Annotated in this window: 15 protein-coding genes and 2 pseudogenes; 12 read left to right on the forward strand and 5 right to left on the reverse strand. The window is 43.2% G+C overall.

Annotated elements, in window-relative coordinates; genetic code table 11:
• Positions 1-53 precede the first annotated feature (53 nt).
• From QUA36_RS13510 to QUA36_RS13525, 4 genes are all read left to right on the forward strand, one after another.
• Positions 54-1,214 (forward strand): pentapeptide repeat-containing protein, encoded by a 1,161-nt coding sequence (locus QUA36_RS13510; protein ID WP_333457980.1) that lies wholly within the window; start codon positions 54-56, stop codon positions 1,212-1,214.
• Between the two features lie 352 nt (positions 1,215-1,566).
• The gene (locus QUA36_RS13515) at positions 1,567-1,881 is read left to right on the forward strand and encodes a hypothetical protein (RefSeq protein WP_333070018.1); all 315 of its coding nucleotides are present in this window, start codon (positions 1,567-1,569) and stop codon (positions 1,879-1,881) included.
• A 129-nt stretch (positions 1,882-2,010) separates the two neighbouring features.
• Complete coding sequence (locus QUA36_RS13520) at positions 2,011-3,738, forward strand: succinate dehydrogenase/fumarate reductase flavoprotein subunit (RefSeq protein ID WP_333457982.1); 1,728 nt, start codon at positions 2,011-2,013, stop codon at positions 3,736-3,738.
• Positions 3,739-4,053: 315 nt separating this feature from the next.
• Positions 4,054-4,257, forward strand: coding sequence for a hypothetical protein (locus QUA36_RS13525; protein WP_333457983.1), 204 nt, complete (start codon positions 4,054-4,056; stop codon positions 4,255-4,257).
• 183 nt (positions 4,258-4,440) lie between these two features.
• Here QUA36_RS13525 and QUA36_RS13530 read toward each other — a convergent pair.
• Positions 4,441-4,554 (reverse strand): annotated as a pseudogene (locus QUA36_RS13530) (Uma2 family endonuclease); the annotation flags it as partial.
• A 28-nt stretch (positions 4,555-4,582) separates the two neighbouring features.
• Between QUA36_RS13530 and QUA36_RS13535 the strand changes: the two are divergent.
• Both QUA36_RS13535 and QUA36_RS13540 read left to right on the forward strand, forming a co-directional pair.
• Positions 4,583-4,807, forward strand: a complete 225-nt coding sequence (locus QUA36_RS13535) for a hypothetical protein (RefSeq protein ID WP_096831014.1) — start codon at positions 4,583-4,585, stop codon at positions 4,805-4,807.
• Complete coding sequence (locus tag QUA36_RS13540) at positions 4,807-5,088, forward strand: type II toxin-antitoxin system mRNA interferase toxin, RelE/StbE family (RefSeq protein ID WP_333457985.1); 282 nt, start codon at positions 4,807-4,809, stop codon at positions 5,086-5,088. The genes QUA36_RS13535 and QUA36_RS13540 overlap by 1 nt, the downstream gene beginning before the upstream one ends.
• Positions 5,089-5,131: 43 nt before the next feature.
• Here QUA36_RS13540 and QUA36_RS13545 read toward each other — a convergent pair whose 3' ends face one another.
• Together QUA36_RS13545 and QUA36_RS13550 are read right to left on the reverse strand one after the other, a co-directional pair.
• Entirely contained in the window at positions 5,132-5,995 is an 864-nt protein-coding gene (locus QUA36_RS13545) for a Uma2 family endonuclease (RefSeq protein ID WP_333457987.1), read from the reverse strand.
• A gap of 257 nt (positions 5,996-6,252) precedes the next feature.
• Complete coding sequence (locus QUA36_RS13550; RefSeq protein WP_333457989.1) at positions 6,253-7,161, reverse strand: tetratricopeptide repeat protein; 909 nt, start codon at positions 7,159-7,161, stop codon at positions 6,253-6,255.
• A 580-nt stretch (positions 7,162-7,741) separates the two neighbouring features.
• Here QUA36_RS13550 and QUA36_RS13555 point away from each other — a divergent pair.
• From QUA36_RS13555 to QUA36_RS13570, 4 genes and pseudogenes are all read left to right on the forward strand, one after another.
• The gene (locus tag QUA36_RS13555; protein WP_333168015.1) at positions 7,742-8,986 is read left to right on the forward strand and encodes a hypothetical protein; all 1,245 of its coding nucleotides are present in this window, start codon (positions 7,742-7,744) and stop codon (positions 8,984-8,986) included.
• A gap of 788 nt (positions 8,987-9,774) precedes the next feature.
• Positions 9,775-10,796, forward strand: a pseudogene (locus QUA36_RS13560) (IS4 family transposase).
• Between the two features lie 76 nt (positions 10,797-10,872).
• A complete protein-coding gene (locus QUA36_RS13565) occupies positions 10,873-12,000 on the forward strand; it encodes an ISL3 family transposase (protein ID WP_333458033.1) in 1,128 nt (375 codons plus the stop codon).
• A gap of 37 nt (positions 12,001-12,037) precedes the next feature.
• Positions 12,038-12,403 carry a CHAT domain-containing protein gene (locus QUA36_RS13570; protein ID WP_333458035.1) on the forward strand — a complete coding sequence of 122 codons (366 nt, stop codon included), beginning with the start codon at positions 12,038-12,040 and terminating at the stop codon, positions 12,401-12,403.
• A 9-nt stretch (positions 12,404-12,412) separates the two neighbouring features.
• Here the strand turns inward: QUA36_RS13570 and QUA36_RS13575 are convergent, their stop codons facing one another.
• Positions 12,413-14,191 (reverse strand): SWIM zinc finger domain-containing protein, encoded by a 1,779-nt coding sequence (locus QUA36_RS13575; protein WP_333457991.1) that lies wholly within the window; start codon positions 14,189-14,191, stop codon positions 12,413-12,415.
• 263 nt (positions 14,192-14,454) lie between these two features.
• Here QUA36_RS13575 and QUA36_RS13580 point away from each other — a divergent pair, with 263 nt between their 5' ends.
• Positions 14,455-14,697, forward strand: a complete 243-nt coding sequence (locus QUA36_RS13580) for a hypothetical protein (protein ID WP_333457993.1) — start codon at positions 14,455-14,457, stop codon at positions 14,695-14,697.
• A 60-nt stretch (positions 14,698-14,757) separates the two neighbouring features.
• On the opposite strand, the gene QUA36_RS13585 is transcribed toward QUA36_RS13580, so the two are convergent.
• The gene (locus QUA36_RS13585) at positions 14,758-14,943 is read right to left on the reverse strand and encodes a hypothetical protein (protein WP_333451689.1); all 186 of its coding nucleotides are present in this window, start codon (positions 14,941-14,943) and stop codon (positions 14,758-14,760) included.
• Between the two features lie 306 nt (positions 14,944-15,249).
• Between QUA36_RS13585 and QUA36_RS31355 the strand changes: the two genes are divergently transcribed.
• The gene (locus QUA36_RS31355) at positions 15,250-15,549 is read left to right on the forward strand and encodes a transposase (RefSeq protein WP_445251243.1); all 300 of its coding nucleotides are present in this window, start codon (positions 15,250-15,252) and stop codon (positions 15,547-15,549) included.
• Positions 15,550-15,591 lie beyond the last annotated feature (42 nt).

Below are 15,591 nucleotides of genomic sequence, written 5' to 3' on the forward strand. Positions count from 1 at the left end.
TTGTGGTGTAAACTAAGAACGATCTTTTTTGTTGCAGAGCGATCGCACCACTCATGGCAAAACCCTACAGCTACGATCTACGCCAGAAAGTCATTCCAGCAATCAAGCTCGATTGCTTAAAAATTATTGCCCTATGGCTAAAGGGACAAGACCAAACAGGAAGCTTTCTAGCTTGGTTGCCAGTAGCTACTTCTCTACTTGTGGCTTCCCTGACTTTGACAAATCCAGCTCATGCCGCCAACCCGGAACACATCAAGCAACTGTTAGAAACAAAACAGTGCAAAGGTTGCGATTTAACAAACGCTCAATTAAGGGGTGCGAGTCTGGAGGGGGCTAATTTGGCAGGAGCTAACTTAGAAAATGTATATTTGTACAAAGCTAATCTTGTCAATGCTAATCTTAGCGGTGCTAATGTCAGATCTGCTGACTTAGGAGATGTCAACATGAAAGGAATTAACCTGAGCGGTGCTGACTTGACAGATACCAATCTTAAAGGCAACGATATGACGGGCGCTAACTTAGAAAATGCCAACTTATCTGGAGCTATTTTAAAGTGTAATAAAACAACTCGAACTAGACTGACTTATGCCAACCTCAAAAAAGCTAACTTGACTAAAGCCGATCTCAAGGGAGTATCGCTTATAGGTGCAAATCTCGCAGATGCCAACCTTAGCGAAGCAAATCTGAGTCCTGACAGTTATCGTGCGGGGAACATAATCTATATTTCTCGTTCCTATCTCAGCGGTGCTAACTTGAGAAACGCCAATCTTAACAAGGCTACGTTAAATCGCGCTAATTTATATAGAGCTAATTTGAATAATGCCATTTTAACTAACGCTAGGCTGAACGATGCTAATTTATATAGAGCTAATTTAAATAATGCCATTTTAACTAATGCTAACGTTAGTTATGCTAAGTTGGAAATGGCTCAATTAACGGGAGCCGATCTAACGAATGCTTCTCTAAGGATGACCAACCTGGAAGGAGCAAATTTAAGTAATGCCAACCTCAGTAATGCCGATCTTGTGAAGTCCAAACTGGTTGATGCTAACCTAACAAATGCTATTTTAAAATCAGCCAGATTGGTAGATATCAACATGAGTAGAGCTAACTTAATGGGGGCAGACCTCAGCGGTGCGGAAATGAGTAAAAATAACCTCTGTGATGTCACAATGCCAGATGGCACAAAAACTAAAGAAGGTTGTGGCAACTGATATCGAGATCTAACTGTCGCCAAAAGAGAAAAGTTAAGTTGATTCATTTGATTTGAACTTGGATGGAACAATGCCGATATTCGCCCAAAAGTCGAATTCGTAAACAGCTAGATGAGTTTGATTACTTACCCCCTGCGATCGCAGATGTCTTACGCCTTGCGTCCTAACACGGGCGGTTGCTATATTGAGGGAAAGCAACAATTTATAAAGTCTTGTTGCGACTTCTGTAAAAATGCTTAAAATAGCCCCCAAACCAAGCTAGGGTAGCTAAACTGATAAATCTACAGTGGGGATTGACGCACTGTCAAAGTATTTTTGCACAAGTCTTAATAGCAATCTCGCCAGGAGCAAAATGAATAATATCCAAAACTATCGCCTTAGATGTACGCTCACCTTTGGCGACATTTACGGTCAAATCATTGTTTGGCTGATAGTCATCTTCCTAAGTCTAGCGTCGGCACTCGCCTTGTGGAGTAGCGCCCGCCAAATCTACGCCTTGGCTACCGTCGGCTTGATTTTAGTGCTGTCTCTGCCCTTCTTGCTGTTTGCTTTCGTTACAACTTTGCTAAATAACATTGAAGTGCTTGCTGTAGAACCCGGTACGGAACCTCAACCTTCTGCAACGGGAAATCAGTCGCTTCAGAACCCTGCCGAAAGCGCCGGCTAGTCCAATTTGAAATTTTAACTTTTGATTTTCCATTCAAATCAAAAGTTAAAAAACTTCCCCCTCTTTTGGTAGGAAGTTTTTTTTTGCGTCACCATAAGTTGAGCAGAACACTCAAAAAAATTCAAAAAAATGCTAGAACACGACGTAATCATTGTAGGCGGCGGTTTAGCAGGTTGCCGCGCCGCAGTAGAAATTGCTCGGACTGACCCGAGTTTAAAGGTAGCTGTCGTCGCCAAAACTCACCCGATTCGATCGCACTCCGTCGCAGCCCAAGGTGGCATGGCCTCCAGCTTACAAAATGTCGATCCCGAAGACAGTTGGAAAGCCCACGCCTTCGACACAGTAAAAGGTTCAGACTATTTAGCCGACCAAGACGCGGTAGAAATCCTCACCCGCGAAGCCCCCGGTGTAGTTATAGATTTAGAACACATGGGAGTCCTCTTCTCCCGCCTCCCAGACGGCAGAATTGCCCAGCGCGCTTTTGGCGGACATTCCCATCGCCGCACCTGCTACGCCGCCGACAAAACCGGTCACGCCATCCTCCACGAATTAGTCAATAATCTCCGCCGCTGCGGAGTTCACATCTATCAGGAGTGGTATGTCACGCGCCTGATTTTGGAAGAAGGCCAAGCCAAGGGGGTAGTTATGTACCGCCTACTAGACGGTCAAATTGAGGTTGTCCGTGCTAAAGCGGTGATGTTTGCTACGGGGGGTTACGGCCGAGTTTACAATACCACGTCGAACGATTACGCCTCGACGGGAGACGGTTTGGCGATGACGGCTTTAGCGGGATTGCCGCTGGAAGATATGGAGTTTGTGCAGTTTCACCCGACGGGTTTGTATCCCGTGGGAGTGTTGATTTCGGAGGCTGTGCGGGGCGAAGGTGCTTATTTGATTAATTCAGAGGGCGATCGATTTATGGCCAATTATGCCCCGTCGCGGATGGAATTAGCGCCCAGAGATATCACTTCGCGGTCAATTTCCATAGAAATTCGCGCCGGCCGAGGAATTAATGTTGATGGTAGTGCCGGCGGCCCCTTTATCTACCTCGATTTGCGGCACATGGGACGCGAAAAAATTATGAGCAAAATTCCTTTTGCTTGGGAAGAAGCCCACCGTTTGTTAGGAATTGATGCCGTAAATCAGCCGATGCCCGTGCGCCCTACCGTTCACTATTCAATGGGGGGAATTCCTACTAATGTTAGCGGGCAAGTTCGCAGCAGTCCTGACAGTTTGGTAGACGGTTTCTTTGCAGCCGGGGAAGCAGCTTGCGTGTCTGTTCACGGCGCCAACCGTTTGGGCAGCAATTCACTTTTAGAATGCGTCGTTTACGGCAAAGTTACTGGCGCAACCATAGCACAATTCGTACAAAATCGCAAGTTGCCTGCCGTAGACGAACAGCGTTATATTACGGAAGCAAAAGAGCAAATTCAGGCACTTTTAGAACGTCCGGGAAAATACCGCATCAATCAAATCCGGCAGCAGTATCAAGATACTATGACTGAGTATTGTGGCGTATTTCGTAGCGCCGACTTGATGCAGGAAGGTTTAAAGAAATTGGAGGGTTTAGAGCGACAATATGAGGAGGTTTACTTAGACGATAAAGGCAAGTTGTGGAATACGGAAATTGTGGAAGCTTTGGAGTTGCGGAGTTTGATAATTGTCGGAAAAATGATTTTAACTTCTGCTTTGAACCGGCAGGAAAGTCGGGGAGCTCATTCGCGGGAAGATTTTACTGAGCGCGATGATGGCAATTTCTTGAAGCATACAATGGCGTATTATTCGCCTGCGGGGATTGATTTGGCTTATATGCCGGTGGCGATTACGATGTTTGAGCCGCAGGAGAGGAAGTATTAATTTGTAGGGTGGGCAATGCCAGCCCTGTTAAGGTAGTGAATAAATCCCTCAAACGCTTGAAATTGCGTAGGGGGCGATCGTTAAATCTGATTCTTTTAACAGGTGATTACCAATAAACTAGGTTTATTGCCGATCGCCACCGCCTAGAATGACGGAAATCAGTTGATCGCACCTTGACAGGGCTGTTAGACCAGGCTCGGCAGTCACCTTGACAGGGCTAGGTGGGCATTGCCCACCTTACAAATTCAGAGACAATTCACCATTCACCATCCTTGGTCGGTGCAACTCATATAATTAAAAGAGGTAATATTTACAATGGATGCCATTAAACGTCAACGTTTAGAAGCAGCAGGTTGGCGGGTGAAAGATGCCGCAGACTTTCTAGAACTTTCAGCCGAAGAAATTGCTTTTATTGAGATGAAGCTGTCTCTAATTAAACGCTTGAAGCAGCTTCGCGTTAGTCAAAATCTTTCTCAAGAAACTTGGGCTAATAAAATTAAATCTAGTCAGTCACGGTAGCTAAAATAGAAGCTGGCGATCCGTCTGTTTCTCTTGATTTGATGGTAAGGACAATGCTAGCGCTGGGAGCAACTCGCGAGGATGTGGCACTTGCTATTACTTCTTCCAAAAGCTAAGAAGCAGACAGTTGACATTTGAGAATTTTCTAGAATTTGAAGTTAACTTTATCCGGATAAAATTATCTCAGCCGTGATAATTCTGGGTAACTTCCTCCACGGATAAACTTAACGCCTGCGCCACTTGTTCGGCACTCAAACCTATTCCCACCAATCGGGGAATTGCATCCCTTTTTGCCTGAAATTCAGCTTACAGTTCAAAATAATATATGAGTAAAACCACACAGACATCTCAATTCCAGCAAGCTCTTGAAGCTGTAGAAGTTTTATCATTAGAAGATCAAGCCATGCTTCTAGATATTCTTCAGAATCGTCTGCGACAACAGCGACGAAATGAATTACTCAAGGAAGTTGCAGAAGTTCGTCAAGAGTATGCTGAGGGCAATGTTAAATTTGGTTCGGTAGCCGATTTTATGGCGGAGTTAGATGATTGATGAAAATTGGTTGGACTCCCAAATCTCTTCGTACTTTCAAAAAGTTAGTTCGTAAAAATCCTCAGCTTCGCCTTTTAATTGAAGCTACGCTTGAACTTTTGTCTGAAGACTGCTTTAACCCCAGCTTGCGAACTCACAAACTGACAGGAGATTTATCGGGTATCTGGTCGTGTTCAATAGATTATGATTATCGGATTTTATTTGAGTTTGTGACCGATCCAGAAGATGAGGAGGAAGCTATTTTATTGCTCAAAATGGGTTCTCATGATGAAGTCTATTAAGACCGATCGCCCTTTTCCTCAATTCTTTCTCACTATCTCACTCTCAAGCATTCTCCGTCACTTCCTCCACAGATAAACTTAACGCCTCCGCCACCTGTTCGGCACTCAAACCCATTCCTAACAACCGGGGAATTGCATCCCTTCTTGCCTGAAATTCAGCTTGTCGTGCCTGTTCTGCACTCTCAGCTCTTTCCCGCTGTTGTTCCCCTCGCAATCTCTCTAATTGAGTTCTTTCATCGCCAATCAACAGCAAATTACCTTCCTCGTCCCACCAACGCAGCCAAAGCATGGTTTGATTTTGATAACTGCCTTGCCAAAGTCCCAATTCTACGCCTAAAGGTGCAATGGGAAAATGACCGCGCTGATTCAGTTCTAACAGTTGATAATACCCGTCAATCAACCGATAAACTTCTAATCTGCCATTATTAACTTGATAGATGCCGTAATAGGGAATTCGCATCACCCGCTCGTAAACCCAAAACTTTCCAGGTTTAGTGACTAGCCCTTCATCGGTGCGAGATAAAGGAGTACGATCGCACTCTTCATCACCGTTCCCGCTCGCAAATTCCAAAGCAATTAATGGTGCTATGTGTTCCCGCCACAGCACGTAGGAACGCCGAATTTTACCGTCTAAATTAGGAGGTACATTGGGAACATAAAACCAATCAGGAGCTTCTGCACCTTTTTCCGGTGGCTCGGTTTCTCGCCAGTAAATGCCGCAGTCTTGACCGATCGCATATTGTCCGTCAGGATGCCGCTGTTGCAAAATTTGCCCGATCGAATCAGTTAAAATTAAACTTTGCGGATGCTCCTGAAAAATTTTTACAAAAGTACCGTCGGAATCGGGTAATTGAGTGTGGTCGCCAAAAGCAGGAGGTAGAACAACGCGGTCAACGCTTTGGGTCATAATTCCCTCCGAGGTCTTACCTAATTGGTAATTAGTAATTGGTACTCGGTAACAGGACGCTGGGCGCGAGGACTTAGAAACCCGGTTTCGACCTGTATCTGTCGTCGTTCAACCAAGATTTCTCGTAGAAACCGGGTTTCTTTTCCTAAGTCCTGCGTAATGAAGAAGAAAGCGAATAGTTTTGATTTTAAACGATTAAGTTTTTAACTTCAAACTCTTTCACTGACCACTCAAAACTATTTTACTTAAAACTTTCCTTAAGGTTTCGGTAGCGCACCTTCAGGACTAGGAGAAGCAGCCGGTTCGGGAGTCGTCGTAGCCGCCGGAGAAGGCGAAGGAGTACCACTAGCTAACTGATTAATTTGGTCTTTATAGTTAGGAGGAGCTAACTCAGTAGCTCGATCGAACAGCGTTTTTGATTCATCTGTTTTACCCTGTTCCTTCAGCACGATCGCCTTTCCTAAAGTCGGGCGAAAATCTTTGGGATTAGCCTTAGCAGATTCGTCGTAAATTGCGATCGCCTCCTCGTAACGCTTCTGCACAGCATAAACCTGTCCCAAAATCAACTGCACTGAAGTTACATCCACACTTTCCGGTTTCGCCAGATTCTGCGCCGGAGCAGCTTTTAGCGTATCTTGCAGCAGTCCGATCGCAGCTTCGGGCCGCTGCTGCACCAACAGCAAATTCACCAACCCCTGCAAAGCCTTAATTTCCCCAGGCTTAGACGCTAAAATTGACCTGTAAGCCTGAGCAGCCCCTTCGCGATCGCCTGTGCGTTCCTTAGCCTGAGCCAGCAAAATCCCGTATTCAGTAGTCTCAGGATTCAGCGAAGCCAACTTTTCCAAAGGAGCGATCGCATCCTTAATATCGCCCACTCCTTGGCTGATTAACTCCAGTCGCACCTGCAACAATCCCCGCAAAGCCGTTACGTTGTCAGGTTCTCGCTGCAAAACCAATTCGTATCCCCTAGCCTGAGCTTGCAGCAACTCTGATTGCTTCTCCCCAGACTGCGCCGTTTGAGTAGGCGTTGGAGTTGACCGACTTTGCGCTTGGCTGGCCTGGAGAATACTGTTTAAAATTGGCACAAGGGAAAATCCCAAAAAAGCGATGAGCGACAGCACCACCACGACAGTAATCAACCCACGACGCTTGTTTGCTTTTTCCATAATTCAACTATCCCAACTTAAATCTACTATTTTCTAAGAATTAACGCATCGCCCAGGGGCGTCTGCCATTTAACTAGATCCATGCAACCATAAAAGTTCTTAACTTCAAAGTCCCAACGGACAAAGCAGCCTTTTACTTGCAGCTAATATGGTAACAGACCCACAACTCCATGCTAGCTAAACAATTTTGGACACTCAGACCCGCAGCCCCAAGGACTGCGGTGTCTGTCCAATTTAGTCTGGTCAAGCTAAAAATTACCGAAAATATGGCGGATCAGGCCGTTAGGTAATTGGATTAAGTAAAATAGGCAAGCTGAATATCCTAAATGCTATTAGCCAGCAACTCCAGCTCAGCGCGATCGGCGATCGATCGGTCAGCAACTGCCAAAGTCCTTGCTCGCAAGGATTGTAACAGCCAGCGAACCGATCTGCACTCGTAGCGTTGAAAGTTGGCGTTGACGGGTCACAACCAGACCTCCGGGCGCAAGCCCCAAGTCAGGTGCTAGTAGTTTTTAAAGCAGTTTCTTCAGTTTATTCCTAATTTCCCTTAAGGGATGTGTCTCCGCTGCAAGGAGTTTTTATGAACCCCTCTCCCAACCGGTCTTCCAAATCGTCCAAATCTACTTCAAATCGCAAGGCTCAGCCCAGCGAACTGGCCGTCAATCCGCCTAATGATACAGATTCCATTCCTGAGACACCAGACGAAAGTTCGGTGCCTTCGGCGTTGGCTGCACCTGTTGACCAAAATCAACCGGCAACGCCAACAGACGCCCCAGCGTCCAAGGATAGGCTGCAACGACCACGCTACAGTTCTGTCCTCGAAAAGGACAAAACAAAGCCACAAGACCAGCCCAGCAATGCTCCTGCACACCCGGCTCCTGCAGCGTCTTCGACACCTGTCAGCGATACTCCAGCCCTAGCAGTCGCACCGCCGGCAAACGCCGAGCCTGCAGCTAACGAAAGTCAGGCCGCTGAGGACATACCCTCCGTCATGCGCCAACATCCCATTCCCCCCCCTAGCGAACCCAGACAGTACCGAGCTGTTGGTTTGGTGCGGGGCCGCTACACGCCATCAGAAGAGCAATTCACCCGGGGTATGCTGATAGCTGCCGACGGAACTGCCATCGACGCAGTTTTGCTGGGTAGAGTCATGAGTTTAGTCAAAAATCACCTGGATCTGGAACAAGAACACCTGTGGGTGGTCTATCCCCGCACCAGGCAAGAAGACGGCAACTTGCACGCCCAGATTATGGGGGTTTGGGAGCCGGAAACGCTCAAGAAACCTCTCGAACCGTCCTCTGATGAGGAAAATCAGGAAGCAGCGGAGATTGAGGCTAGCGGCGAAGCATCGACCACATCTTTGCCTCCCTCGGAACCTGATGTTGAAGATGGCTATTTTTCGATTAGAGGTGAGGTGATTTATCAATCCCAAGACCAAGAAAAGTATGTTATCGTCAAAATCAAGCAAGCTCCCCGCAAGAATGACGACAAGATGAAGTTTTTTAAACTGAAACTTAAGGGAGATTTAGGAACAAAGGCGATCGGGTTTTTTTGGGATTTCCACGTCAAATTGAAAGCTGACAGTCTGATGATTGAGCAGGCTAATAATATTGGTGCCCTGCCGATTAAAAAGCGGAAATTCCCCCCTGGCAGCAAGCCGCCCGGTGGCTTCAAAGGAGGAGGGAAGCGTCCGTTTACTCCTAGGCCAAGCGGTGACGGTTTTCCTGTAGGGCGTCCTACCATCAAATCAGCAGCCGCACCACCGCCTGTCCCGAAGGAACCTCTTCCTAAGCCGGTTAAGAAGCCTAAGCCGATCGAGGAATAAAAGATAGTGAAAGTAAAAATGCAAGATTAAAGCTTTAAAAAAAAATTAATCTTGCATTTTTACCAGAAGAGTTGAATAACCATTAATAGGAACAGAAAAATAGATACACTAATCCTGTAAATCGCTAACTTTAGCAATTAAAATTAAGTTTCTTAAACAGTGAACACAGCTAATTTTTTTACCCATAAAAGCCTGTAAATAGCGTAATTTATTTAGCAGCTTATCACCGATTACAGGTGGAACATCCACTAATTGAACAAGCAAGTAAGGACTGAAAAATAAATAAATTGATGGATTGTCGGATATAACTGAGATCTTGCACCATTCTCAATTAGCCATACTGCCAACCACTAACAGTGATGTCAAAACGGCGTTGCTGAATCAAGATATGAATGCCCCAGGAATGGGAATATCGTCAAATTTCAAGTAATGTATTAAGGCTCTACCGAACCTAGTATGTAAAAAAGTTAATAATTTTTATAAAAATTAACTATAAAATATAAACATTAGGCGCTCGTAAAGCAGTTATATATTGACTTACAGGGCTTTTTGTAGTCTAATAAAGTTAGATTTTAGAGAAATTAAGATAAAAATTATACCTATGGCTTCCAATCCTCAACTTCATCTAATGACGAAACTCCTTAATATTGAGGGAGTGACCGTCAAAAGTTATCAGATTATTGAAAATATAGGAATCACGCAGAAGTGTTGAATGATAGGAAAAGATTGCTAAAATTTGCCCAACAATGTATAATTGCAGAGTTATAAATTATTAATAATCAACTGAAATGCTATTTTCTAACTTCCCCAAAATTGTCAAACGGTATCTCGCCCATTTACCCAAAGATGATTATCCAGTTTTAGATAGCTTCACATTTGTCTCCTGCTGGCTAGGGTTTAGTTTTGACCAAAGTCTGGATACTATGCGTTCCCTATTTTGCCGTTTAAACAGTCGAGATATTTCCCTAGATATATCAACTTTTTCCAAGGCTAGTAAGCATAGAGATATTGATGTTTTTGTAAAAATCTTTGAAAGATTACAAGCCGATATAAAACGTCAATTAATTAACAAAAATTGTCTCAGCTTATTCCCTTTAGATTCAACGATAGTTACCTTGACAAGTAAATTACTCTGGCAACAGGAATACCATCAAGTAAAATTATTTGCTGGAACGGACAATGAACGGGGAATAATTGATGGAGTACACATTCATTTTGGCCAAGGTCATGACGCCGTGAGCATGGAGATGAAACTATAGCAGCCACACCTCAAAATGGAGTCGCTGTAATGGATAGAGGTTTTTCTAGCTCTGAACGCGTTCAAGAATTAATGAAACAAGAAAATCAATATTTTGTACTACGAATTAAGAATAATTCTACTATCAACATGAAGGAGGATGGAACTTATGAAGTGTGGAGTGACAAACGAAAAGTTCAAGTAAGATTAGTGACTTTTTCAGATTTAGAAACACGAACTGAATTTAGGTTTGTCACTAATTTACCTGAATCAGGAGAATTAGCATACACTAAGGTCGAAATTGGAGAAATTTATCGCAGACGATGGCAGATTGAATTGCTGTGGAAATTCTTAAAAATGCATTTAAAATTGGCTCGTACAATTACTAAAAATACTAATGGAATCAAGATCCCAATCTATGCCTGTTTGATTTGTTATTTGTTGCTTCAGTTAGTTGAAGTTCCTGATAAAATTGGAAATAAACTCTTAGACAAATTACGATATTTACAGGCTTTTATGTGTGAGAAAATTAGCTATATTCACTGGTTTAAGGAACTTGTTTTCACTTGCTGAAATCAGCATTTTATAGGATTCGTATGTCTATTTTCAGAATCCTATCAATAAGCGTTCAACACTTCGGGGAATCACGATTTACTTAGATAATAACAACAAAAAAGCCATTTGTCCCGACTGTGGGAAGAAAACTGATAAACTCCATCAAAATCATTATTATGTAGTGAGGGATTTGCCGTTTGGAGAGCAAAAAGTATATTTACAAGTTAATCGCCGTCAGATGAGGTGTGAAGGTTGCCCAAAAAAATTTAGTGAAGACTTAGAATTTGTTAAAAAAACTCGAACCTATACAGAGAAGTTGAAAAAAAAGATCTTGTCAGAATTATTAGAAAGCGATATTAAAAATGTGGCTCAAAGGAATGGAGTCAGCGAACAAGAAATAGAAACCATGTTAAAAGAATGGGGAAAGGAATTGATCGGACAAAAACCATCAGGATTAAGAAGGCTAGGAATTGATGAAATTGCTCTAGTAAAAGGAGAGAAAAATTATTGTGTAGTTTTAGTAGATATCGATAAAAAAATTATAGTAGGAATGGTCAAAAATCGAACTCAAGTGGAAATACAAAAATACCTAGAAGCCTGGGGAGAAGAGGTTTTAGACCAAATTGTAGAAGTCAGTATAGATATGTGGAAACCTTATAAAAATGTCTCAGAAGCTTTAATGCCACAAGCAGAAGCTGTGGCCGATAGATTTCATGTTATGAAGCAAGTAAATGAAGAATTAGATGGAGCTAGAAAAAAGATTAAGAAAGCAGCCGTTGCCTTAAAAAATAACTCGGAAAAAGATCGACTACTCTCCGGAATAAAAAAAAGTAAATATGTCTTACTAAAAAATGAAGAGGATCTCACTGACCTCGAAAAAGAGCAGTTAGAATCACTTAAAAAAGTTGCTCCTACATTACAAAAAATGCATCAAATGAAAGAAGAGTTTAGACAAATTTTTGAAGCCCCAAAAGATTGGGTAGAAGGATTATTTAGTTTAAGTGATTGGTTAAAAGATGCAATTTCCGTTTCCCCCAAAAGCTGTGGGACAATTATTAGGTGGATTGGAGAAATTATTGCGTATTTTGATCGGAGGACTACTCAAGGAGTTGTGGAAGGAATTAATAACAAATTAAAGCTCATCAAAAGAAAAGGCTATGGGTTTAGAAATTTTGACAACTTTATTCTTAGGAGCTTCTTACATTGGCATTTTGCTAGTTAGTTTTACATACTAGGTTCGGTAGAACCCCTTATTTTCAATTTTTTATCACAAACTTCGGCAGCAAGGAAGTAGCCGCCCAAAAGCATTGCAGCAAGCACAAATAAATTTGCGATCGCTCTCTGGATCAGAATTTGTCGCTTGCTATTCTCCCCAACTTGGTGATTTATTAGAACGCAAATTTGAAGAGGCGGAGGGCGATCGCCAGTTTGCCGAAAACCAGCGTAATTCCTATTCAGAAGGTTCTGCCGACTATCTGCAATGGCTACAAGAGGAAGAAAAGCGGGCCGAAACAGCAACACGCAATTACAAAACTTTGCAACGACTGGAAATAATTAGTTGCTTAGATTTCCCTTTTGCTGACCCTTTTTATTGGGCCGCTTTCACTTGTTCCGGTTTACGGTAAACTTCAGCCTCAATCTAAATCTGGACTCTTCAGCATCCCCATTAATTTCCGCTTCCGATGGTGTATTTGCATAAGTTGAGAACGATAAGCACACCACTGAAGATTTTGCCCCATTTGTAAATAGGCAGCGCGGGCTTTTTCCAACCACTTAATTGCACGATCGTAGTCCTCTGATTTCCCCTGATCCATAATCGATTCAGCAAGCCGACAAGCATTGGCGATCGTCCAATCAGGGCGGTGGGCGATCGCAGCCCCCATTACTCGGTGAATCAGTGCCGATTCGTAGCCACTCAAGCCATCAGCAACAGCGATCGCATCTTCAATAAGTTGCTCATAGAGAAAAATATCAACCTTTGCTTCAGAAACTCCCCAACTTCTATCACTTCTCAGAGTTGCTAACAAATTTGCTTTCACAGTTGACCAACTGTCTCCTGCAAACTCCTTCACTAAAAGATAATCAGCAAAGGATGGTTTGATTTCAAAGACTAGCATTCTAGAAGTTAATGCAACTTCGTTTTCTCCCAACTCAACAGCCAACTCACTCGTCCAAATTGCCAGTTTATAAAGGCAATTGCCTGACAAATTCAACCCAGTTTGAGCAATTTTTAGAGCTTCAGCTTTTGCTTCCTGTGCTTGTAAACTTTGAGCAAGAGCAAAAGCATCTTCCGCTGATTTTATCTGAGTAGCAGCAGCTTCCACTGCTTCTTCTATTCTCCCCAAACGACTTAACATCGTCAAGTATTGTTGAGGGCAGTTTTCTGCTTGCGCTAAGTATAAGTATTCTTGATAGCGTTCCTGGCGATCGAGGATTTGCAAGCGAATTAATGCTAAGCTTTTAGCACATTCTGGTGCCTCATTAGCTCCTATTTCTTGCCCCGTAATATTTCCTTGAAGTACCTGTTGAATTAGGGGGTCATCCCAACCTTGGCGTAATGCTTTCAAGCTCATGCTGAAATCGCAATCCCATTCATCTTGCCAAGCTTCTAACATCCCCTGAATATCGATCTCTTCTTCAGCAGTTAGTTCAGCCGTTAAAATGGCTTCTGTCCAAGCTTCATCCAAAGCGTTAGCTATATCAGAACTTTCAGCGCCATATTCTTCTACGTCATCCCAATCTTTAACGCAAGCTGCGGTGATGGCTTGTAAAATTACTAAGGCGTTGTTACCATCTCCCTCTGCGATCAATTCCTGCGCTTGCTGAATCACATCGCAAAGTTCTTCTGTAATGGGGTCTTCTTCCCCCCATCCCTCGTCGAAATAACGCACAGCATTTCGCAAAATTTGTCGTACTTGTTGTCTAAAAGGAGCCGGATTAATGGAGGTACGACGGGGTACTTTAGTAGGTTGCTGTGGAGGCGTAGGAATAGCACTTAAGTTAACGTATCGTTCGATCGGATCAATGAGTGAGGGTTCCTTTTCTACTAAATTTTGTATTAATTGCTGGGTTTGTACATCGTTGAGGCGATCGAGTAACTGTTCCAGTGTGGGGCGCTGCTCAATTATTTGTGGTTGTCGCAGACATAATAACATGGTAGCAACAATATGTTTACACCACCCAACGCGATCGTAAGCACAAGTGCAATTTGATGATGCGACATTAGCGTCATCAAAGTTTATCGTAATACGGTAAGGTTGCACAGCAGAACCCTCCACTATTGCTTGCACGATATTGCCACGCAGGACAGCGCTAGTAACATTACCCGCTAAATAGTAAGTTTCACCGCGCTTGAGGGAGGCGGCAGAGGTATTATGCTGGATCGTCGCTTCACTGAGTTTGGGAATTGGCATGAGACTATGCCTGAGCAATTAAAGGATTAGACTTGATTTTACCTCAGAGATGTACTCTGTCTAGGATTTAATTGCGTCTCAATGTAAGATTTACAGAAAATTTAATAATCCGTAAAGCAAACACTGAGAAGATTTGGAGCTTGATGAGGGGAAATTTTTTCTGAAAATTTTGCATAATTGTCTCCCTACCCCCTGGTTAATAATAGAGCGCAGTTGGCCAACTAGCTTCTCCCTTATCCCTTTCTTTGACGGAGAAACGAGCTGTGATACCTATAGTTTTATCTACCCCCCTGACATTATTAGTAATGGGGGTTCCCCATGCTGCCGGAGAAATAATTGCCAATGTAGAGGCAAGTTTAGTGTCAGCAGTTGGTAGTTATCCCTTGATGGAAATTGCCCAAGCTGAGCGCAGAACAAAATGCAGTTCTGGAGAGGACGATCCGATAGTTCCTCCGAACAAAATAACTTTAATTGTTAGCGAGCTTTCAGTAGGGTGCGTCAGCTAGTTAAATGGTTAAGTAGGATAGAAAAACTGAGAACTACTGACGCACCCTACTGTAATTTAATTAATTAGGTTCTCTGCCCGAAGCACTGAGCCTCTCGCGGGCAAAACTCTTCCAAATACTTAATTCTGGAAGTTTCCACGCCACACCTTCTTGTTGTTGGCCTTGGGCAGAGCAATTCAGGCATTTTTGCCAGCAAGAAAAAGCTGCTGTTGTCTCCCCTTTTGCTTCGAGAACTTGTGCTAGCAAGCAGTGTGCTACAGTATAGGATTTCTTTAGTAATAGAAGAATTAAAAAGTAAATTTAAAATTCCCAGACCTCGCAGTATTTCTCAGAAATCTACGGTAATTAATGAATTTTAAAATAGCTGGCATCAACAGATAAAAGCTCTACTAGACAAAGCTTTACCTCAAGCAAACACATATAAAAAACTCATCTTTTGGTGCAGTGATGAAATGCGGCTAGGACTGCATACAATTCGTCGGCGCAAGCTGACGCTTTCAGGCGTAAAGCGCGTCGGGAAGCATCAATGGAAATTTGAGTGTTTTTGGCTGTATGGGGCAGTATCGAGCGCAGAGCGTAAAAAGTTTTTTTTGGGAGTTTTCGCATTTAGACAAAGTTTGTTTTGAAGCATATTTACAACTTTTGTCAAAACAATATCCTCATGAATTACACATCATTCAAGTTGATAACGCACCCGCTCATAAGCTGGACTCATCTGAATTACCAGACAATGTTATTTTACTATTTCAGCCTCCGGGTTGTCCGTTCGTAAATCCGACAGAAAGAGTGTGGGAATATCTGAAAGATTTTTTAGATTGTCGGTGTTTAGTAATCTTGACGAACTCCGCATAAAAGTCCAGGAAATTTTGGCATCTTTCACGCCCGCGTATCATT

Source organism: Microcoleus sp. Pol10D4 (assembly GCF_036701555.1).
Lineage (GTDB): Bacteria > Cyanobacteriota > Cyanobacteriia > Cyanobacteriales > Microcoleaceae > Microcoleus.